Below are 19,353 nucleotides of genomic sequence, written 5' to 3' on the forward strand. Positions count from 1 at the left end.
AAATCAGTCGATCGGCGTAAAGTCGAGGCCGATATCCGCCGCGGGCGCGCTCTGAGTCAGGCGGCCGACCGAGACAAAATCGACGCCGGTCGCAGCCTTGGCCTTGATCGTTTCCAGATTAATTCCGCCGCTTGCCTCTGTCGGCACGCGCCCGGCCACGATTGCCACAGCTTCGCGCAGCGTATCAGGCTCCATATTGTCGAGCAGCAGCCGGGTCGCGCCTGCGTCCAGCGCCGGTTCGATCTGGTCCAGCCGGTCGACTTCGCAAATGATCGTCTCGACCCCCGCATCGCGCGCGCGGCGCACAGCTTCGCCAACATCACCGGCAACCAGCACATGATTGTCCTTGATCATCGCCGCGTCCCACAGACCCATCCGGTGATTGCTCGCGCCACCCATGCGCACAGCATATTTCTCCAGATGGCGCAGGCCGGGAATGGTTTTGCGCGTGTCGAGCAGCGTGCAATCGGGATTGTCCATCCTGTCGACATATTCGCGCACCATCGTTGCGATGCCCGAAAGATGCTGGACTGTATTCAGCGCGCTGCGCTCGGCGGTCAACATGGCGCGGGCATTGCCCGACAAACGCATCAGATCCGATCCGGCAGGGACGGACTGGCCTTCCTCAACGAGAATTTCGATGTGCATTTCCGGCTCGAGCGCGCGGAAAAATGCTTCGGCAATCGGCAATCCGGCGACTGTGATCGGATCGCGGCTGTCCATAACCCCTGCGAATCGGGCATCTGCGGGAATCACGCTTTCCGAAGTGACATCACGCCCCCCGCCGGCAAGCCCTTCGCCAAGATCTTCGGCAAAGGTTTCGCGGATAAATTTGTCGAGATCGAAGCCGGTGAGGCCAAACGGCTTAGTGGACAAAGCGGGCCACCACATCGCGATAGGAACGGCTCACTTTCACCTCTGCACCCGAATCGAGAACGAGGAAGCACTCGCCATTGGTATGCGGTTTGACTTGCCGCACCTGGTCTAGATTAACGATGGTGGAGCGGTGCACCCGCTGGAACTTGCGCGGATCAAGCCGCCGCTCAAGGTCTTTCATCGTCTCGCGCAGGATCAACGAATTGTCGCCGGTATAGATGCACATATAATCGCCCGCAGCCTCGATATGTTCGATCGAATCAACTTCGACGCGGAAGATCTGCCCGCGATCTTTGACATTGATCAGTTTTTCGAACCGCTCGGCGCTTTCGCCATCATCCTCGGCAAATTCCTCGGCCGCATCGGGCGCAACTTCGGCCAGAACATTCATCAGCCGCTCTGCATCCTCGGTCGACTTCTTCTCCGACAGGCGCAAGCGGACACGCTCTATCGTGTCGGCCAGCTTGTCTTCATCGACGGGCTTCATCAGGTAGTTGACCGCATTGGCCTCAAACGCGCGGATCGCATGTTCTTGATAAGCAGTCACGAATACGATCAGCGGCGGCTCCAGCTCCATTACCCCTTTGACCACGCTGAACCCGTCAAAGCCGGGCATCTGGATGTCGAGAAACACAACATCGGGTTTGAGCGTCTTGATCTTGCGGATCGCCTCGCGGCCGTTGGCGCATGTGTCGATCACTTCAACATCTTCGAAAGCCTGGAGCCGCAATTGCAGCCCTTGGACGGCGAGTTTCTCGTCATCGACGATAATGGCTCGGATGGTCATGTCTGTGTTCCAATCTGTCGCGGCGCCAATGCGGGCTCGGGGGTGGGGGTATCCTGAGCCGGCGCGGCAAGTTTCGGGGGGGAATCGTGTAACAGTTCGGGTGTTTCCGGCTCTTCTTCAAGATCATGCCGTTCGTGCGGCAGTTCGATTATCACGGTGAAGCCGCCTGCCGGGGGCGTGCGGATTTCAAACGAATGGTCTTCGCCATAGGCTTGCACCAGCCTGTCTCGAATATTCGGCAATCCAACACCGGTCGACACTGCGTGCCCTTCTCCTGTCAACGCATCAGGTAATTTGCGCGCGGAATCGCCGCCCTGCAATCCCGGTCCGGTATCGGAAACGCTAATCCGCAGCCGCTTTCCGACGAGCTGCGCCGACAGGCTGATCTTTGCGCCTTCTTCTTGAGGGGACACCGCATATTTGATCGCGTTTTCGACAAGAGGCTGGAGGAGCATCGCGGGCAGATAGGCCTTGGCCGCTGCTGGTTCGATATCGAATTCGGTCCGCAACCGGTCTTCGAAGCGCATCCGTTCGATGCCGAGATAAAGGTTCAGCGTTTCCACCTCTTGCGCCAGGGTGACTTTGCCGCTGGGCTCAATCAACAATGTATGGCGAAGGAAAGAGGAAAGCCGCGTAAGCATCGCATTGGCCGGCTCGGTCTGCTTCAGCAGCACCAGCGTGCTGATCGAGTTGAGCGTGTTGAACAGAAAATGCGGATTGAGCTGATAACGCAGCATTTGCAATTGCGCGGTGGTCGCCTGCGCTTCCAGCCGCTCCAATTGATCGGCCTGTTGTTCGACCTGCAGAAAGAAATTGATCGCATAATAAAGCGCCGACCACGCTCCAAGCAGCGTTAGAGGCAGGTAGAACAGGCCGATCACCAGTTGGGTGAAGGATGTCGCGCTATCGGCGCGGATCAACTGCAAAACCCAAGCGTCGATAAAGGTATAGAGCCCGACCGACAGCATCAGAACAACGCCGGTCACGCCCCAGGTAACGATCGGGCGGCGATTGATCAGCTCGCGGAAAATGACCGACAATACGAGAGTGATCGAAAAGCCGGTGATCACGCTGATCAGGTGTTGCAGCAGCAATGATGTGGGCTGCTGGTTGGCGATTGCCGCTGTTGCGCGCAGCAAGAACGCGCCGCCCCAGCCTGCAAGTTGCAGGACCCAGAACGCCCTGTTCTTGTTCGCGAAGAATGGCGTTGGTTGGAAAGGCAATACGGCCATAGAGGGTCTTTAGCCCAAAATTGGCCACCGCGTCACATATGTTTTACTCGCGATGCGCCTTGCGGTATCGTGGGCAGGATAAAACGCGCTAACCGGGCTGAAAGAATGGCTCTCGCGCAGGGGAGAAAAGCAATGGATATCAAGACCGGCCAAATGAAAAGCGCAGGCAAAAGCGCGAAATTCCGCGAGATGAAGGAAGGCACCGCTGAAGACTGGGCCATTATCCAGGGCCACTACATGGAATTTGCCTCGGATGTGGCGGACCGGGTTTTGACGCATCTCAAATTGCTCGAAGGCGATTTTGGCGGTTTTCCGGTGTGCCGCCTCGAACATTCGCTTCAGACCGCGACTCGTGCGCATCGCGACGGGCGCGGCGAACGCTATGTCGTAATGGCGCTGCTGCATGACATTGGCGATACGCTTGGAACCTATAACCACCCCGATGTTGCGGCCGCGATCATCAAACCCTTCGTAACCGAGGAAGAGCATTGGATTTGCCAGCATCATGGGGCGTTCCAGGGCTATTACTTTTTTCACTTCCTCGGGATGGATAAGGATATTCGCGAGCAATTCCGCGACAGTCCGTATTTCGACGCCTGCGCCGAATTCTGCGAGAAATATGATCAGGCGGCGTTTGATCCCGATTACGACAGCGAACCACTTGAGTTTTTCGAGCCGATGGTGCGCCGGGTAATGGCGAAACCGCTTAGCTCGATGTATGTCGAGGATGACGCGGCCTAACTCACCGCTTTGCGGGGAAAGCGGGCGGACCAGTCAGCGGCGCCGCCATTTTCGAGTGCTTTACCGATTAGCGGAAGCTCGGCCTCGATAAATTCGACCCGCTCGTCCCACCCATCATGGGTGCGTTTGCGAAACAGCCCGCCCCCATGTTCGGGGCCCCAGCGCCGCATGAAGCGAACGGCTGCGGCGGGGTCATAGCCGGCATTGGCAAGCAACCACGGCATCAGCCGGTCTGCCTCGCGCTCGGTCTCCCGGATATCGCGGCGTTTTCGCCCGTTGGCAGAGAGCCATTGCGGGTGGCCTAGTACGACATGCGCCAGCTCATGCGCCATCGCCGCGGCCAATTCGTCATCGGCATAGGAAAGTCCCGCAAAATTGCCGCCGACATAGACGCTTGCCGCATCGGCTGCTGCCTTATCATCGCTTGGGCGAACCACGAACCGCGCCTTGCAAACCGGTACACCCGTTACGGTAATTGCGCTTTCATCATCTGCGACATTCAGGGCCACCACTCCATTGGCCTCAAGGCTGGACTGCAACACCCGTTCGACCTGCAGCAGCCGAAGATAAATCGCCTTGGCATCGCGCACCATGCCGGACAGATCGCTGTAATCGATCGCCACAATTGGCTGATTGGACTGGAGCCCGGCTTTGTCGGCAGGACTGCCTTCGGCCACGGCCTGCACCGCAAAATCAGTTGGGATGGCCAAGGCTGACCGAGCATCATCCGGCCTGTTGTACCCCTGCAAATCCTGAATCAGCAGCCCGATTGCGGGGCTTGTTTGATCGCAGAATGACGCGTTGCCATCGGCGAGACGCCAGCCAATGGTCTGGACCCGTGTGTCGAGCAGCTGCAGGTTCCGCAGCGAGTCCCCGTAGCCTATGTCATGCGCCGCTGTGGGAACGGCGAGCGCAGCCAGAAGGATAGAAAGGAAAAGGCGCGCCAATCCGCGCAATTTCAGGATTCGCGGGCCGCGTCGATTGCAGCTTGCAGCGCCTCTTCGCCGACCGCGCCCTCAAACGCCTGGTCCCCCACGACCCAGCTCGGCGTGCCGCCAAAACCCAATTGCCGCGCAAGCCCGGTGTTCTTCGACAATTCGTAATCGGGGCCGCCCGCCTCGATGAATTGTTCCGCCTTGGCAAGATCAAGCTCGGCAATAGCCGCGGCGGCAAGGATGCCGTCTTCGCTTCGCGAGCTTTGATCAAACATGGCGGCGTGGAACTCTGCAAATTTGCCTTGCTGCGCGGCGGCCAGCGCCATGCTCGCAGCCTTGTCGCTGCCTTCGAAAATTGGCCATTCGCGAATTACAACCCGCAGATCGGGGTTCTTCGCGATCAGAGCCTCGATCGGTTCGCGGCTCAACCGGCAAAAAGAGCAGCCGTAATCGGTGAACTCGACCAAAGTGACAGTGCCTTCGGGGTTACCCAGAACCGCGCCGGGGAAGGGGGCAACCACTTGGTCCGCAACGCCCACCAACCGGGCGCTTGCTTCTTTGCGCTGAAGATTCTCTGCCATCTGCGGGAGAAGTTCGGGATTCTCGAGCAGATAGTCGCGCGTTTGCGAGTGGCCGAGCCCTGTAACCGACCACAAAGCCGCACCGCCAAATCCGAAAAGCAGCGCGACAAAAGCGGTGACCAGCAATGATCGTTTGGAATTATCCTGCATGGCGAGTGCGCTAGCGGCGCTCTTGCAGCCGTTCAAGCTCGGCGCGGGCTTGCAGGCCGATATCCTGAGCGCGAAGCCAATCGGGCGAACCAACCGGCAGCCCTGCCTCGGCGAAGCCCGCGCTGCGAATGGCCAACCCGTATTGCCTGCTCATCACCTGCTGTTCGGCGCTGGCCAATCTTGCCCTCGGCATGTCGCCTTTGGCTGCATAGACGACGCCCAGCTGATACCATGCAAAGGGATTGAGCCGGTCGCGCGCAACCGCAGCGCGAAGCACTTGTTCGGCTTCGGCGTGATGGCTCTCATCTTCGGTGGCAATAAGGGCATGGCCGAACATCGATGCAATCAGCGGTTCGCTAAGCGACAATTCGGTTGCCCGTCTGAGGGGCGAAATCGCCTCCGCAGGCCGTCCCGATTCAAGCAGCACCTGGCCCTTGAGCTCGAGGAAATAGGGGTCATCAGGGTTTGATCCGAGAAGAGCGTTGGCTTCCTCTAGCGCCTCTTCGATCATCGCATTTTTGTGATAGCCATAGGCGCGGGCATAACGGGCGGGGATATCGGTCCGGGTCTCGGGAAATTCCTGTAGAGTCTTTCTCGGGTCGGCCTGATATCCGTAAAGCTTGGCTTTGACGCGTTCGAACCTTGCCTGAAGCTCAGTGTCCGCAGGCTGATCCCACGCCGGATCGGCAATATAGGTTTCTCGCAGCAAAGCGATCCGGTCACCGGACAAGGGGTGGGTGCGGCTGAATGTCGCATCATCATCCTGACTGCGGCCGTAGCGGAATTCCAGGTTCTGCAGCTTTTTGAAGAATTCCAGCGAGCCACGGCCCGAAATTCCGGCAATCGAAAGATATTCCGCACCAGCGGCATCGGCGCTGGCTTCCTGCACGCGGGTGAAGGCAAGGAAGTTACCATAGGCGGCTTGCTGGCCTGCTGCGATAATACCCATGCCAGCATCACCGGCCCCGGCAAGCGCAGCGGCCACACCGATCAGCATCGACAGGATCGAGATATTGGTTGCCTTGCCAATGCCGTCATGCATGCGGTTTATATGACCGCCGGTAATATGGCCCAGCTCATGGGCGATCACGCCTTGGACCTCTTCGGCTGTGTCAGCCGCCTCAATCAGACCGGTGTGGATATAGACGGCTTGCCCGCCTGCCACGAAGGCGTTGATTGATCGATCATTGACCAGCACCACATCGACATTGCCCGGCTCAAGCCCTGCGGCCTCGATCAACGGAGCGGACATGTCGCTCAGCAATGCCTCGGTTTCTGCGTCGCGCAGGATTGATTGCGCGGCGGCGGGCTGCGCGATCATCGTCAACGCGGCGACAATGGCGAGCAGCCGGGCGAGGAATTGGACGGGGGAAGGGAATCTTCGCATGCGCGCCACGCTAGCGGTTTTCGGCCTGAACCGGAACTGAAGCGGCTGGTTTGACGGCGCGCGCGGCCAACACTTCGCTGATGAACGAATTGAATGCGTCGATAATCTCGCGATTGCGCCGCCACGGACTGGCCAGAGCCAGAACGGGCGCATTGTGGTCCATGTTGGCGAACATCGCGGTGTCGGCTGTTCCGCCGGCATCACTTATCGCATTTACCAAAGTGGGCGCGTGACGCGGGCTGACTAGCGTGTCTTTCTCGCCCTGAACAAGCAGCATCGGCGGCGCGTCGGCGCGCGCAAATTGTATCGGCTGGGTGGTCAGCGGATCGTCAGCACCGCCAAAGGCGAGCTTGGTCGATTCGCTATCGAACGGATAGAAATCATACGGGCCGGACATGCCGATGACCCCGGCGATATCGCTTGTTTCCAATCCTTCGCGGCCCAGCCATTGGCGGTCGAGGCCGATCATGGCGACATTGTAAGCACCGGCCGAATGTCCCGAGATGAAGATTGTTTCCGGGTCCCCGCCATATTTTGCGATATTGTTTTTGGTCCAGGCGACGGCTTTCGCGGTGTCTTTCAGCATGGCAGGAAACACGCCGTCAGCATTTAACCGGTAGCCCGCCAACACAACGACATATCCTTCGGGCACCAGCCCGCGCGCAAGAAAGCCGTAATCGTCAATATCGCCGCTGCGCCATCCGCCGCCATGGACGAAGATGATGACAGGTTTGGGTCCGGTCTCACTCGAAGCGGCGGCGGATCGATAGACAGCCAGCTTCTGCTTGGGATGGTCGCCCAAACTTTCCTTATGAACCATTTCAACGTCGCGCGATCCGCCGGTCAGGCTGTCGACCATGTCGAGCACTTTGGGCCCGTTGCGGCCGATCGAGTATTGCAAAGCCACCGCCACTCCGGCCAGCAAAAGCACCAATGCGAAAAGAATCCACCCCATGCGCCGTATTCCTTTGCTCGCCATTTATGCTGCCGTCCCGCTTGCCTTGTGCGCTTTGTCGATTGTCGTCACGATTTGTGCGGCATCGCTGTCGGATGCAAGCCCTGCTTCGCGCAAGAATGCCTGACCAGAAGCATAGCCGCTGCCGAGCCATAGGGGGACTCCCGATGCAATAATGTGCGAGCGGGCTTCCTCCTCACTTGCGGTAAAATCTTCTCCTGCCGTGCGAATGAAGACCGCTGCGATACGGCCGGGATAGTTGCGAACGATATTTCCATAGGCGACCAGGTCACCCTGCGTGTCGTCCCCGATCAGGGCAAAACGCATATCGGGATACGCGCCAAGGATCGCGGCAATTGCCTCGCGCTTATGCGCGCCGTGGCTCGCGGATCCGAACGTGTCGCGGTTGAATCCCCAATCGCGCAGCATGATCGGCCCGAGCGGAAGTTTGCGGCTCTTCTTGAAGGCAACCAGATAGGAGAACAGGTTCCATGGGCTGGAAGAGACATAGAAGAACGGACGCCGGGTCAGCGTGGGCACAGACTTTCCCTGATTGCTGCTGTCCTGCAATACGGCACCGCCACCCAAGGCCGCGTAGAAAGTGTCGACGCCGGGCACATGGAGCCGCTCATCGGGCATTTGTGCCAAGATGCGCTTCCAATTGCGGACTATAGCGCGGAAGCTGCCGGTGATGCCGGTTTCAATAATCGTGTCATCAATATCGGAAATGACGCCGAGCTGGGCGTTGGCAGCGGGAGCCAACACATGGCCTTCGGCATATTGGGCGCCGTCTCTGGTGGCCCAGCGCAAAGTGATCACTTCCCACATTGGCTTGGCGGGCAATTGGCAGTGATCCAGATCAATCCTGAAATGGACAAACCCTTCTTTGTCGGTGACTGCTTCATGCCGCACGGCTGATCCGCCGGGCATCTTTGCCACTAGCGTAACCGCAACGCCCGCGGCCTCGCGCGAGGCGAACTGGGCGAGCATGGTGCGCATGGCCTGCCACCGGCCGCCACGGCTGAAATCCTCTTTGCCCGATCGCAATGCGCGCGCGGATATGACCAGCCGGCGCTGGTTTCGATATCCGAAATAGGGTTGGACGCGCACTGGTGCGCCGCGCAGAAGTGGCATCGCCCGAGGCTAAGCCTGAGCGCGCAATATTCCTACCCCGAAGGCAGATTTATTTCAGCAGTTTGCGCGCGACTTTCTCGACCAGCGGGATGTCATCCGACACTTCGCCAAGGACAACAATTTCGCCCGTTGTCAGGCGGCGGATCATCACCACGCCGAATTCTGCGCCCTGCGGATCAATCGAATCGAGCGATTGCCCGTCGATCTTGCGCAGCTTCTTGGCCAGCGAAGGCTTGGGTGCATCAAGCGGCGCAACTTCTTTGCCGCTTTCTTCCTTGCGGATCCGGCGCTCGGCCTGAACCACGCCTTTCAGTCCGCCATCGGCATTTGCGAGAAATTCGGACAGAGCGCCGCGTTCGATCCCCATGCGCTGCGCATGGGACAGGACAGATGCGTATTCGGTCAGGCGGGTCTTGTCGTAATCGGCGCCGAAGACCAGCTTGACCACCGGCGTCATTGGCGCGCGATTCTGGATCGTCAGGCCGTTTTCCGCGACCAGCTCTTCAAAATCCTCGGGCGCATCTTGTGCTGCGACACTGACATCATAGGCGCGGCCAACCGCCGCATAGAGCGCAGAGCGCGTGCGATCTTCGCTGGTGCGGGCAACTTGTGCGAGCTCGCGGGCTTCTGCGAGGCAGTCATGCAATCCGGCGTTCGGATCGACAACAAATTCGCTTTCGACTTGTTGTTCCGGGACCAGCTCTTCTTCCATCGCCACGGGCATGGCGGGTGCCGGCTTTTGCATAAGCGGCGAGGCTTCGTTGCCTTCGATCTCTATATCGTCCTGGTCCCAATCTCCCTCGTCAGCGCCCGAAAGATCAAGTCCGGCTGTAACGCCCGTACGAGGCTGGATCAGGCTGGAGAGACGCTCGACGACCGCGTCGTCAGAGAATGTCTCATCTTCGATATCGTCCTGATCGTTCCAGACGTCGCCATCATCTTCGCCAAATTCTTCCGCTTCATCTTCGTCGAAGGCGTTTTCTAGACCACCGGATTCGGCGGTGTCTCCGAATGCGGGGGCAGGAAACTGTTCATTGTCGTCAGCCGATTCCCCGGAAACCGGGCCATCTGCCCAGTCAGTGACCGGGTCGGGCGAGCGCGCCTCTTCTGCGGAGTCATCCAGTTCAAGTGCTTGGTCAATTTCCAACAGCAATTCATCGGTAGTGACCTGATCGGCCATCTCTTTCCAATTGATGACGCCATAGATGAAATCGATCGTCTCGCCGTCGCTGGAATAAGGCAGCAAGATTCCGCGATAGAGAATGGTCGCCTCGCGCTGGTTAACAAACTCCGCTTCGAAACCGATCGGGGCCTGATTGGCGAGGATCTGCATGTAGTGATCCGTGATGCGGCTCAAGAGCGAGCGGCTGGGCACGTCGGATAGCTGAGCGATCTCGGTCTCGGTGCCGCATTCGCTTGCCAGTTCGGCGCCCAGATACTGGATGGCAGGATCGTCTATGCCCGCAGTAAAGTCGAGCAGAACGCTATAGGGTCCAAAATCGGGCAGTTCGCCTGGCTCAAGATCTTCGATCGAAGGGAAGTTGCGCTCGTCGAGCAGGCTGGCCCAGTGATTATAGGCGCGGACCTGCATCCGGCGCTCGTCGGTGCCGATAGCTGCAGGCGGCAGTTCGCGATCGGTTTCGTCGCCGTCGTCGTAACCGTCCTGATCAGCATCATAATCGGTCGAACCGAAATTTCCGCGCAGCGTATCCATGGCCTTGGAAGCCCCCTTGGTGATAGTTCAGGAGGTCTTATGAAGGTGCGTGGTAAACAACGAGTTAAGAGCGGCCGCTTTGCAGGCGGAGCAACATTGTTAAGAATGGCGTCAGCGTTGCCCGCGATCAGAGCATATAGCGCATGCGGATGGTTTGGGACTGATCTTCGGCAGTGACGTCAAACGCCGCGGCACTGAATTTGGGTGGCCCCATGCGCACTTTGGCATCGCGCGAAAAGCCGTAGCCTTCCTTGGGCATCATCATCAATGCGCGGTCAGCTTTACCGTTGTTGTTCTCGTCATGCAGCAGCGCGATGGCATAGCGCCCCGGCGCAACGTTCTTGAAGCTGAATGTTACCGTAGAGCCAGCTGGGACGACCACGGAATGGGCTTTGGCTTCGCCGCGGCATTTGGGGAACAATTCGGGATTGGTGGTCATGCAGGCCCGAACAACCCCTTTGCTGTTTCGCAGATTGGTCGCCGTAACCTTTACAGTGGCGGATTGCGCGCCGGATTGCGCGCGTATCCCGCTGCTTGCCCAGAAACCGCCCGAGACCAGCAGACCTATCGCTGCAACGCGTCCGAAATTCCGCGATCGGTTCCGCAGATTTTGTCCCAAAACCGGAAATAGAGCCCGTAATTGCATGAATATGCCTCGTGATGCCGCTGGTGATGACTGGCTGTTATCAGCCAATCGCCCAACTTGGAATGAACGAGCGCGCGTGGAAACATCTCCCAGCCCATATGATTGGTAACGCCCATGATCGTCATGATCGCCAGAACCAACCCCAGCATTGCCACGTGGATCGGGATGATGAACACCAACGCGGGAATAACGACCGCCCCGGTAATCGCTTCGAGCGGATGAAAGCTCATCGCAGCCCAGGCCGTTGGAGGGCGGCTATTGTGATGCACGGCATGCGCGATCCGGAACAGGCGTGGCCGGTGCATCCAGCGATGTGTCCAGTAAAACCATGTGTCATGGAGAAAGAGATAAATCACCAGCGATAGCGGCAAGTACCACAGCGTGTATGCGTCCAAATCGGTGTAGATCAGCGTCCACCCCTGGTTTTGCCACCCCCATGCAACGACGCCGGCCGGAACACCGTAAATTGCGGCAGATAAGAGCGACCAACGGATCTCTCTGCTGATCTGGCTTCCCAATTTCGCATAAAGCCTGGGCCTGACGCGCGATGTGGCCCATGCGAATAATCCGCTTGCGATCAGGTAGCGGACCGCAACGATTGCCGTCATCGCCAATGCAGAAATTGTGATTGCGGTCAGCATCTTTGGCTCTATGCCGCATCATCCCGGCCAGCAACAGCGCCAAATGGGCTGATCAGGACTGGCCCCAAGTCGTACAGTCCGGATCGCTGCTCATCACATTTCTGCGCAGCGAAGCCCGCGCAAGCCGCTCGATTTCGACTTTGCGCCGTGCGGCGGCCAAAGGGTGCGACGGGGCAGGTCGGACGATTTCGGCATCATATCCATCGGCAACAATCACGCCGCAGGTTTCGGGCAGAAAAGCTTCGGTTTCCAGCGGGCTTCGATCCAGTTCTGGCGGTAGCCCCCAATAGAACCGGTCGCAAAAATCGAGATAATCAGGCCATTTGTTATCGCCCAGCAGATCCGCCCGGCTAACCTTGATTTCTACAATCACGACCTGCCCCTTGGCATCGATACCCATCAGATCGGCGCGGCGATTGTTGCGCAGGGGCATTTCGGGCAGACACCAGATATTGTTGCGCCCGAACAGCCGCAAAATACCGCGCGCGACATTCTTCGCGTCGGCGCTCAACATTGTATCACCGGGAAGGACGAGAGTCGGTTTAACCATCCCCGACACTTGGAACATATGGGGAACTTGGTCAAGCGCGGCGATGCGCTTTTGCGGTTAGGCCGATCGTTGCGGCCCCATCGCACCCGTTTCGGGCAGCAGGCTAAGCACGGCTTCGCGCGCCTCGAAATATTCGCGCCACAATGTCAGCGCGGCGACGGTCGCATCCTGTCCGCGGGCATTGACGGCGAGCAGGGCTGAGACGCCGGGTTTCATCATTGCCGCGAGATCGGCGACGTGGTTTTTGGCCAGTTCGTGCCGCCAACCCTCTGCGTCTTTGATCAGCGCGGGAAAGTTTCTGATACGATTGGTCGGCTTTTCCGGGGCAAGCCGCGCCAACATCGCCACTGCGCTCGCGGCATCTTGCACCGCAGCCCATTGCCGGCTCAGCTCGCTGCGCGGCTTTGACAGCGCCTGACCGGCAGGTTTGGCAAATTTTGGCGTTTCGGCGTCCATGGTCGCATGGCCATAACAGCGACGGCTTGCCAAAAGCCTAATGGCCGCAACCCAAAACTTTGGTGTCTGGGCTATGCGTAGTTTTGGACTGGCAAGCGCGTTTGCGCTTTGCTAAGCGCCGCGCTCGCTTCCATATTGCGAAGCGGGCAATATCAGCACCCGTAGCTCAGCTGGATAGAGCGCTGCCCTCCGAAGGCAGAGGCCAGAGGTTCGAATCCTCTCGGGTGCGCCATTTTTTCAATGACTTAATGTTCATTGATTCACCAAATAGGCAAAAAATAGGAAAACCCGATCTTTTGGTTGATTGACTAATTAGGGCCTCTGTGTGCCGATAGAGCTAGTCCGCTTTTGTAGTCGCCAGACCATATGATGTAAGTCGCGAACTGGGGTGAAAGCTGACAAGCGACCGAAGCAAAAGGCATTCCGCAAAGCGGAGCCATCTTCCCTTTGTGGTGCGTACAAATCCCCCTGTTCCGTTGTTAGGCCTAGTTTGCTTGCCGCCGATAATATGGCAGATCGGTCTTGCCCTGACTGACCTGCTTTAAGACCGTCTCAAAAGAGAGAGGTACGAGCTCCAAGGTTTACGCCGTTCGCTATTCAGAATTGCATTGCGCAGTGAAGGCCGCCGAAGAAGATCCAAATCATGTTGGGGCACTCGTCGATAACGATGACCTTTGACGTTTATGGTCATCTGTTTCACGACCCGGCGAAGGACGTGGATCTTATGGGTGAGATGGCGAGAGAATTTCTGCGCAGTGACCAAGGTTCTGTACCTTCGACAATTGAAAATTTTGTGAAATCATTGACTTGTAGTACGCCTACTCTGCGAAACAAATAAGGGGGAGGGGTATGTCGAACTATTTGCACTTCATGCAGAAGAGGCAGCCGCAGTTAGCAAATTTAGATCAATCTCTGGCTCACAGTATCCCACTCATTGATGATGAATACCCCGCAAGCGCTTATTGTCGGAGGCTGAGAGAACTAGCGGAAAGCTGCAATGCGGAGCGCGGTATCCGCCTTGCTTATTCGCGCGCGATAACAAACCTTGGGAAGTTGGAAAATCTCGAGGAAGAAATTCGTCGGCTCGAAGAGGACCGAAAAGCTAAAGCGCAAAGCGATTATGAGAAGAAGAAGGCTGAGATTGAAGCCAGCATTGCCGCGGCGACTGAGTCCATAAACACACTGGAAGGTAAGATTGATGCGCTTGATCCGCAAAAGGATCAGGCGGCCATTGACAAGCTGAAGGAGAAAATCGCCCTCAAGAAGTCTGAGATTGCATCTTTGCAATCAGATTTGGCTTCGTTGCATCCGAAGCTGGCACCTAAAACCCAGCAACACGTACTGTTTTGCACTCTCAGAGATGTAACTGAAGCATCAGCCTTTTTGTGCGATGTTTGCTCGAAAGCGGGAAAACGAAGAGCAAATCATTTCATCGAAAAGAGGATTGCACAACTAAAAGCCCTCACAAGAACCCAGTTACGCGCGGCATGGCGCTTTCTAGTCGATCTACTGATTTCCTTGCGCGTATTGAAGAAATCGACCGACTCGCAGTTGCCGAATATTCGTTGCTATCTGAAGACTATCCGCGTTCTCTCCTCGGTTATTGCTGAATATGATGCGAACCCGGGCGGGGCTCTAAGCCTGAACGAGGCATGCGAGATTTCTCGCCGTCCGATTACCTTTCCGGGCTGGGTAGCGAAGCTCGACCCTTGCTGTGGATGCAAAGAAGGGCCAGCTGGCGAGGATGAGCGTCTTTTGGATTCTGGGCCGCTAAAGAAGCTTGAGCAACTTAAAGAGTACCGAGAAGGATTGCATCGCGCGCAACGATGCCGAGAGCAGAATCCGGCCGCGGCTCCTTGCTCAGAATGCGATGGCCCATGCGAATGCACGTGCGACGAAACGTGCATGCCGCAAAACCCGTGCTGTGCTACGGTCGACACTTATGTGACCGACTTGATGACGGTTCGCCAGACACTTGAGTGTTACGAGGCGGCTGAGCTTGCCCACATTCACAATACGATGGCGGGCGAAAGCTTGGTGAGCAAACATACCGTCATGAAAGAGGTCGAGACCTTCGAAGAGACTGAAGAAACCGTCGATCGTTCAGAGGAGCAGGAGTATGCTTCTTCAGAGCAGTTCGAACTTCAAAGCGCTGTGCAAGAGACAACGGAGAAGGACTTCGCAGCGGATGCCGGTATCACAACAAGTGCGAAATATGGCATACCTAATGGTGAGATGGCAGTAAGCGCTTCGGCTAACGTTTCTTACTCCAACAGCAAGTCAAAATCGCGAAAGGAATCGGAGAGTTTTGCAAAGGACGTAACCGAACGATCGGTCATGCGGCTGCAGCAGAAGACTCGTGAGCTGTCTAGGCAGCGCCGCCTCACGCGGACTACTGATAAGAACACACATACAATTGAAGGGGGCGCGGATCATACCAACGCGCAGTTCTTCTGGACCAAGAAGATATATCGGGCTGAAACGATAAATTGGGGCAAGCGCATGATGGTGCGCAAGGCTATTTTCCATCCCTCGAAGCAATACAAGGAGCTTCTCAAGCGGCGCGAGGAGGCACAGCCGCTTGACAAGCCCATCGCGCCTGAAAAGCCAGAGGTAACGCCAGCGGAAATCACGCGCGACAATTACGATGATCTATGTCATGCCCATAATGCTGCTCCGATTTCACCTCCGGTGGCGAAAAAGCACGGCTTCGCGCAATTCTCGCAGGTCGAAGACCAAAATAAGAAGGCTGCACCGGCAATAGCCGCAAAGGCATCGACGGCGATCAATATACCCCCGGGATACCATGCGACGAGCGTCAAATTTGGCGGTGCGACTTATTGGAGCAAATGGCAGAAAAACGATACTGGTGACGTGTACCCTGATGATGCTGGAGCGGAACCCAACATGGCCACTTTTTCTGCCGGTGGGCAGAATGTTGTTATCTATCGCAACGAAGCGGTGCCGACGCTCAATGTGACGATTCCGCTCAATGATCTACGTTCGGATGAGTCCGCCATCGAGATCACCATGATGAGTTTGGGGGTCAACGCATACAACATAAACGTCGCGGCAGAGTTTGTTGTGGATCAGGAAACTGAAGATGCGTGGCGGCACGAAATCTATGATGCGATTATGGCGAAGTATCGCGAAGAGCTTTCCGAATACGAAGACGCTCTGGATGAGTACGAATCTGCACAAGATGACGGTAAACTGTTTGAAATAAAGGGAGAGAATCCTGCCCTGAACAGAGTTCGGGAAAGGGAGGAGCTGCAAAAGCAAATGATCTCGATCCTCTCATGTCAGCATTTTGATGACTTCAAATCGGTTCTGTCGAAAGTTGAACCTTGCGGATACCCCCAGATTGACTTTCAAAAATCGGATCAGGAAGAGGAAATTGCTCTCTTCTACCAGTTCGCATTCGAGTGGTCTCAGATGATGTATCTGTTCTCGCCATACTACTGGGCTGACAAGTGTGATTGGTCCACGAACATGAAGTTCGATACCGGCGATCCATTGCATAACAAGTTCCTTGAGGCGGGGATGGCGCTGGTAGAGGTTCCTGTAACACCAGGATACGAGGGATTGGTGGCCCACTTGCTAGCAACCGGTGAGATTTGGGGAGGTGAGGGCATGCCTGATCTCGATGACACCCAGCCGCATTACATTGCTATGCACGAAGAATTCAAGCGACAGAATGGAACCTTTCAAGATGACCGTCCCGGGCTTGTTGACATTGACTATGAGTACAATGACGGCAGCGGTAACCCACTGACAATTGATCCTTATACGATTGTCGTACACGGCACTGACTATTGGTGGGACTGGATGGGTACTCCTATTCCGGGAGAGTATGGATCAGAAAACAACACGGCCATCGATGATGATATTGATAGGGAAATCATTATCGATCGGACTTCATATCGCATCGTCGACATAGAACTTTATCGGGGCTTGGACAGCGGTCTGACAGATCCGGTCATTCCGACCTTGGCTGCACAGCAAAATGACCCAAATTTTGTCAGCGGCATGAAATGGATCATTACGCTCGACCGGGCGGTCTCGCTCAAACAACGACATCCAACTAACCCACCACCGCGGAAGAACTGGAAATACGCGACGGGCGGCATCCACGCAGGCGCTGCATTTAATGTCGAGGTTCCAGAGCCGAACCTGATTTGGCTCCGCCCAACCGAGGATGCCGAGCACCCTTATTGCCTGCCGTGCTTTCCAGTTGAGTGCTAGGAGATGACCTATGGCGCTCTAAAGACGACTGGGGATCCCTTTGGTAAACGAAGAGATGCCGCTAACGCGGAGAACGAGGGGATACCTGATGTAGGTTGGGATTTCTCTTTAAGCCGCTTGGAAAAGGTACAAGTAAATCGGCCATATCTTGCAGGGAACTTTTTTAGGCGGAAAATCCGTGACAAGGTATCATGGATGAAGAAGTATTGGGGGGAACCCCGAGAGGTAATGGAACAGACCATTGTAGATTGGCACTTGGCTAGAAACCGCCTCGATGAAACCGAACTTCTCAAGCCAAACGATTACATCAGCGGTTTGGACTGGGTCACGCCCGAGCTGATCAAGACGCACGAGCTCACAGAAGTAGTTGTCACATCTGAAAGTGGCGAATTCTACAAAACCGACAAGTTGCATGGTTGGATCAGTAGGATTGACGGGACGGCTATCTACGCATCACCATCGAAGCCAAAAAATTTCACATCAGGGCGAGTTATCGAAAACGAAAAAATTACGATACTCGCTCGCAATAATGATGGTTGGGCTATTGCAAAACGATACAAGGAGGATGGCCCATACTTCTTTATCGACAGGCTAACTTACCTAGATGTTAGGGAGGGGGATGATGATCTCCGTTGGCGAATGATGTCCAAGGACCCAAAGTGTTTCCTTCATCGCGTCAAGCCGGGCGAAACAATTGAAGGTATCATAAAGAAATACTACTTAACGACCATCAAAGATGATGCGTTGATGGTCTATAAAGATAAGCCGCAGCACCGCCTGAAGTCTATTGCCCAGAACATAGTTTTTAATAATCCGAATGCTTTTGGCAAGAAGGTCATTGCAGGTGAAAAGAACTACGGCATCTACATGACGCTGCAATCAGATAACATCATCAAATTGCACGACCCAGACTACATTCGACAAAACATTCTCGAACTGACCGATAAGGATCTGAACGTAGCCTACTCAGAAAGTAACAGCTGGGATGCTGCTATCGAGTGGTGGGAAACTTTCGAAGACACGACCGGTGTTGGTGCTATTCGCGGGATCAGAGATGGGCTCGGTGATGGCATTGTTGCTTCGCTCTACGGCTATGTCGATATGGCGAAGGACATTTTCAAAGCCGCTTGGTTCTTGATGAAAACCACTTGGGTCGATGTCGCTGTAGCGACGGTTAAGTTCTTCAAGAAATATGACAGCTGGGAGAAATTGCAGGCTTTAGCGGCACAGATATGGGGTGAGCTTAAGGCGGGAGCAATAAAGGAATACGAGGAACTGAAGTTTGCAATATTCTCACGCAAGGCAGCCAATGTCGCCTATGCGATTGGCCGAATGATTGGCTTCATTGTGGCCGAGATCATCATTGGTATACTTACGTCGGGGATGAGTGCTGCCCTTTTGGCCGCGAAATTCGGGGCAAAAACGCTTTCAAAATTGCTGAAACAGATTTTCGAAGTGATTCTAAAAACTGCCAAGGCAAATGTCGCTAAACTCAATGATACAATAAAGAGCATAGCTAAGTTCCCGGTTACTGTTAAAGAATTGGTGAGAAAAGTTAAAAAGGGTGCAGATACATTATTAAAAGATATTCCGCCAGATGATGGCCTGTACAAGAAGTTTGCTCGCAATAAGAAAATGTGGAAGGAGTTCTATGATCAGCTAGCAGAATCTTCGACTTACAGGGGTAGGCGGATTAACGAGGCTGGCAATTTGGAGCTATCGTTCGTAGATGGAAAAAACCAACTATTGGCAGTGCTGGATGAGAATGGAGATCTGCTGGAGGCAACTGTGGATTTCACAGAGATCCATAAGCTGACAGATGCTTCCAAAAAATACGATAAGAAGGCCAATGACTGGTTTGCTAAATTTAAGGGGCGGCCCAAAGAATTCGATTCCGGACACCCCGGCCCATCGAGCTTTATTAGAGAATTGCCAGGCCTAATCCGTATTGCCCAGCCGGCGACGCAAAATGCCGGGCGCAAGTTGACGAAATACGGGATCGCGTCATTCAAAGACTTCGAAGAGGTCATGAAGCTGATGATCGGCGACATGAATGGACTAACTAAGGAAGGCAAGAAAAGCTTATATTATTTGGGCGACGAGCTTGAATGGCGAGGTGGGTTCAAGATTAAGTATAATCGAGAGGGTGGCAATGTGACCTCGATGGATATCTCCACTGTCTTTTCGGGACCAAACGGAACCAGTTGGTACAGCCCAAAATCTGTCCGATTCAGCAATAAGCCTGATGTCTTTGCATCGGAATGGATGGAACTATTGCCTCCAATCGACGGTGATTTCGTAAACGCGATGAATTGACGACCGG

The 19,353-nt window shown here is 55.6% G+C and carries 16 protein-coding genes and 1 tRNA gene; 4 read left to right on the top strand and 13 right to left on the bottom strand.

Going from position 1 to position 19,353, the window contains the following annotated elements; genetic code table 11:
* Positions 1–3: 3 nt before the first annotated feature.
* Genes nadC through GRI41_RS11630 form a run of 3 tightly spaced genes read right to left on the bottom strand, consistent with a single transcriptional unit; the run spans position 4 to position 2,895 of the window.
* Complete coding sequence (nadC, locus tag GRI41_RS11620) at positions 4–876, bottom strand: carboxylating nicotinate-nucleotide diphosphorylase (RefSeq protein ID WP_235901210.1); 873 nt, start codon at positions 874–876, stop codon at positions 4–6.
* Positions 866–1,663, bottom strand: a complete 798-nt coding sequence (locus GRI41_RS11625) for a LytR/AlgR family response regulator transcription factor (RefSeq protein WP_160605154.1) — start codon at positions 1,661–1,663, stop codon at positions 866–868. Before GRI41_RS11625 ends, nadC begins: the two co-directional genes overlap by 11 nt.
* Positions 1,660–2,895 carry a sensor histidine kinase gene (locus GRI41_RS11630; RefSeq protein WP_160605155.1) on the bottom strand — a complete coding sequence of 412 codons (1,236 nt, stop codon included), beginning with the start codon at positions 2,893–2,895 and terminating at the stop codon, positions 1,660–1,662. Before GRI41_RS11630 ends, GRI41_RS11625 begins: the two co-directional genes overlap by 4 nt.
* 132 nt (positions 2,896–3,027) lie before the next feature.
* Here GRI41_RS11630 and GRI41_RS11635 point away from each other — a divergent pair, with 132 nt between their 5' ends.
* Positions 3,028–3,636: an HD domain-containing protein gene (locus GRI41_RS11635; RefSeq protein ID WP_235901211.1), complete on the top strand. Its 609-nt coding sequence runs from the start codon at positions 3,028–3,030 to the stop codon at positions 3,634–3,636.
* Here GRI41_RS11635 and GRI41_RS11640 read toward each other — a convergent pair.
* The 10 genes from GRI41_RS11640 to GRI41_RS11685 form a co-directional block, all read right to left on the bottom strand.
* Positions 3,633–4,583 (bottom strand): hypothetical protein, encoded by a 951-nt coding sequence (locus GRI41_RS11640; protein WP_160605156.1) that lies wholly within the window; start codon positions 4,581–4,583, stop codon positions 3,633–3,635. The genes GRI41_RS11635 and GRI41_RS11640 overlap by 4 nt on opposite strands.
* 11 nt (positions 4,584–4,594) lie before the next feature.
* Complete coding sequence (locus tag GRI41_RS11645) at positions 4,595–5,302, bottom strand: DsbA family protein (RefSeq protein ID WP_160605157.1); 708 nt, start codon at positions 5,300–5,302, stop codon at positions 4,595–4,597.
* Positions 5,303–5,312: 10 nt separating this feature from the next.
* Positions 5,313–6,689, bottom strand: a complete 1,377-nt coding sequence (locus tag GRI41_RS11650) for a M48 family metalloprotease (RefSeq protein ID WP_160605158.1) — start codon at positions 6,687–6,689, stop codon at positions 5,313–5,315.
* A 10-nt stretch (positions 6,690–6,699) separates the two neighbouring features.
* A complete protein-coding gene (locus GRI41_RS11655; protein ID WP_160605159.1) occupies positions 6,700–7,644 on the bottom strand; it encodes an alpha/beta hydrolase in 945 nt (314 codons plus the stop codon).
* 24 nt (positions 7,645–7,668) lie between these two features.
* The gene (locus tag GRI41_RS11660) at positions 7,669–8,778 is read right to left on the bottom strand and encodes an App1 family protein (RefSeq protein ID WP_160605160.1); all 1,110 of its coding nucleotides are present in this window, start codon (positions 8,776–8,778) and stop codon (positions 7,669–7,671) included.
* 49 nt (positions 8,779–8,827) lie between these two features.
* A complete protein-coding gene (locus tag GRI41_RS11665; protein WP_160605161.1) occupies positions 8,828–10,492 on the bottom strand; it encodes a hypothetical protein in 1,665 nt (554 codons plus the stop codon).
* A 127-nt stretch (positions 10,493–10,619) separates the two neighbouring features.
* Entirely contained in the window at positions 10,620–11,138 is a 519-nt protein-coding gene (locus GRI41_RS11670; protein ID WP_160605162.1) for a DUF2141 domain-containing protein, read from the bottom strand.
* Positions 11,057–11,779 (bottom strand): sterol desaturase family protein, encoded by a 723-nt coding sequence (locus GRI41_RS11675; RefSeq protein ID WP_160605163.1) that lies wholly within the window; start codon positions 11,777–11,779, stop codon positions 11,057–11,059. Before GRI41_RS11675 ends, GRI41_RS11670 begins: the two co-directional genes overlap by 82 nt.
* Positions 11,780–11,831: 52 nt before the next feature.
* The gene (locus GRI41_RS11680; protein ID WP_235901212.1) at positions 11,832–12,329 is read right to left on the bottom strand and encodes an MmcB family DNA repair protein; all 498 of its coding nucleotides are present in this window, start codon (positions 12,327–12,329) and stop codon (positions 11,832–11,834) included.
* A 57-nt stretch (positions 12,330–12,386) separates the two neighbouring features.
* Positions 12,387–12,785 (bottom strand): hypothetical protein, encoded by a 399-nt coding sequence (locus tag GRI41_RS11685; RefSeq protein ID WP_160605165.1) that lies wholly within the window; start codon positions 12,783–12,785, stop codon positions 12,387–12,389.
* Positions 12,786–12,940: 155 nt separating this feature from the next.
* On the opposite strand from GRI41_RS11685, the gene GRI41_RS11690 reads away from it, so the two are divergent.
* The 3 genes from GRI41_RS11690 (at position 12,941) to GRI41_RS11700 (ending at position 19,346) form a co-directional block, all read left to right on the top strand.
* A tRNA-Arg gene (locus GRI41_RS11690) sits at positions 12,941–13,017 on the top strand.
* Between the two features lie 617 nt (positions 13,018–13,634).
* A complete protein-coding gene (locus GRI41_RS11695; RefSeq protein WP_160605166.1) occupies positions 13,635–17,030 on the top strand; it encodes a hypothetical protein in 3,396 nt (1,131 codons plus the stop codon).
* A 3-nt stretch (positions 17,031–17,033) separates the two neighbouring features.
* Entirely contained in the window at positions 17,034–19,346 is a 2,313-nt protein-coding gene (locus GRI41_RS11700) for a hypothetical protein (RefSeq protein ID WP_160605167.1), read from the top strand.
* The last annotated feature ends 7 nt before the right edge of the window (positions 19,347–19,353 follow it).

The sequence above is a fragment of the Pontixanthobacter aquaemixtae genome, from assembly GCF_009827395.1.
In the GTDB taxonomy this organism is placed as follows: domain Bacteria; phylum Pseudomonadota; class Alphaproteobacteria; order Sphingomonadales; family Sphingomonadaceae; genus Pontixanthobacter; species Pontixanthobacter aquaemixtae.

Excerpts from the sequence above, each read along its gene's own strand:
- GRI41_RS11625 (WP_160605154.1), bottom strand. The coding sequence starts at position 1,663 with ATGACCATCCGAGCCATTATCGTCGATGACGAGAAACTCGCCGTCCAA.
- GRI41_RS11630 (WP_160605155.1), bottom strand. The coding sequence starts at position 2,895 with ATGGCCGTATTGCCTTTCCAACCAACGCCATTCTTCGCGAACAAGAAC.
- GRI41_RS11635 (WP_235901211.1), top strand. The coding sequence starts at position 3,028 with ATGGATATCAAGACCGGCCAAATGAAAAGCGCAGGCAAAAGCGCGAAA.
- GRI41_RS11645 (WP_160605157.1), bottom strand. The coding sequence starts at position 5,302 with ATGCAGGATAATTCCAAACGATCATTGCTGGTCACCGCTTTTGTCGCG.
- GRI41_RS11650 (WP_160605158.1), bottom strand. The coding sequence starts at position 6,689 with ATGCGAAGATTCCCTTCCCCCGTCCAATTCCTCGCCCGGCTGCTCGCC.
- GRI41_RS11655 (WP_160605159.1), bottom strand. The coding sequence starts at position 7,644 with ATGGGGTGGATTCTTTTCGCATTGGTGCTTTTGCTGGCCGGAGTGGCG.
- GRI41_RS11660 (WP_160605160.1), bottom strand. The coding sequence starts at position 8,778 with ATGCCACTTCTGCGCGGCGCACCAGTGCGCGTCCAACCCTATTTCGGA.
- GRI41_RS11665 (WP_160605161.1), bottom strand. The coding sequence starts at position 10,492 with ATGGATACGCTGCGCGGAAATTTCGGTTCGACCGATTATGATGCTGAT.
- GRI41_RS11670 (WP_160605162.1), bottom strand. The coding sequence starts at position 11,138 with ATGCAATTACGGGCTCTATTTCCGGTTTTGGGACAAAATCTGCGGAAC.
- GRI41_RS11675 (WP_160605163.1), bottom strand. The coding sequence starts at position 11,779 with ATGCTGACCGCAATCACAATTTCTGCATTGGCGATGACGGCAATCGTT.
- GRI41_RS11680 (WP_235901212.1), bottom strand. The coding sequence starts at position 12,329 with ATGGTTAAACCGACTCTCGTCCTTCCCGGTGATACAATGTTGAGCGCC.
- GRI41_RS11685 (WP_160605165.1), bottom strand. The coding sequence starts at position 12,785 with ATGGACGCCGAAACGCCAAAATTTGCCAAACCTGCCGGTCAGGCGCTG.
- GRI41_RS11695 (WP_160605166.1), top strand. The coding sequence starts at position 13,635 with ATGTCGAACTATTTGCACTTCATGCAGAAGAGGCAGCCGCAGTTAGCA.
- GRI41_RS11700 (WP_160605167.1), top strand. The coding sequence starts at position 17,034 with ATGACCTATGGCGCTCTAAAGACGACTGGGGATCCCTTTGGTAAACGA.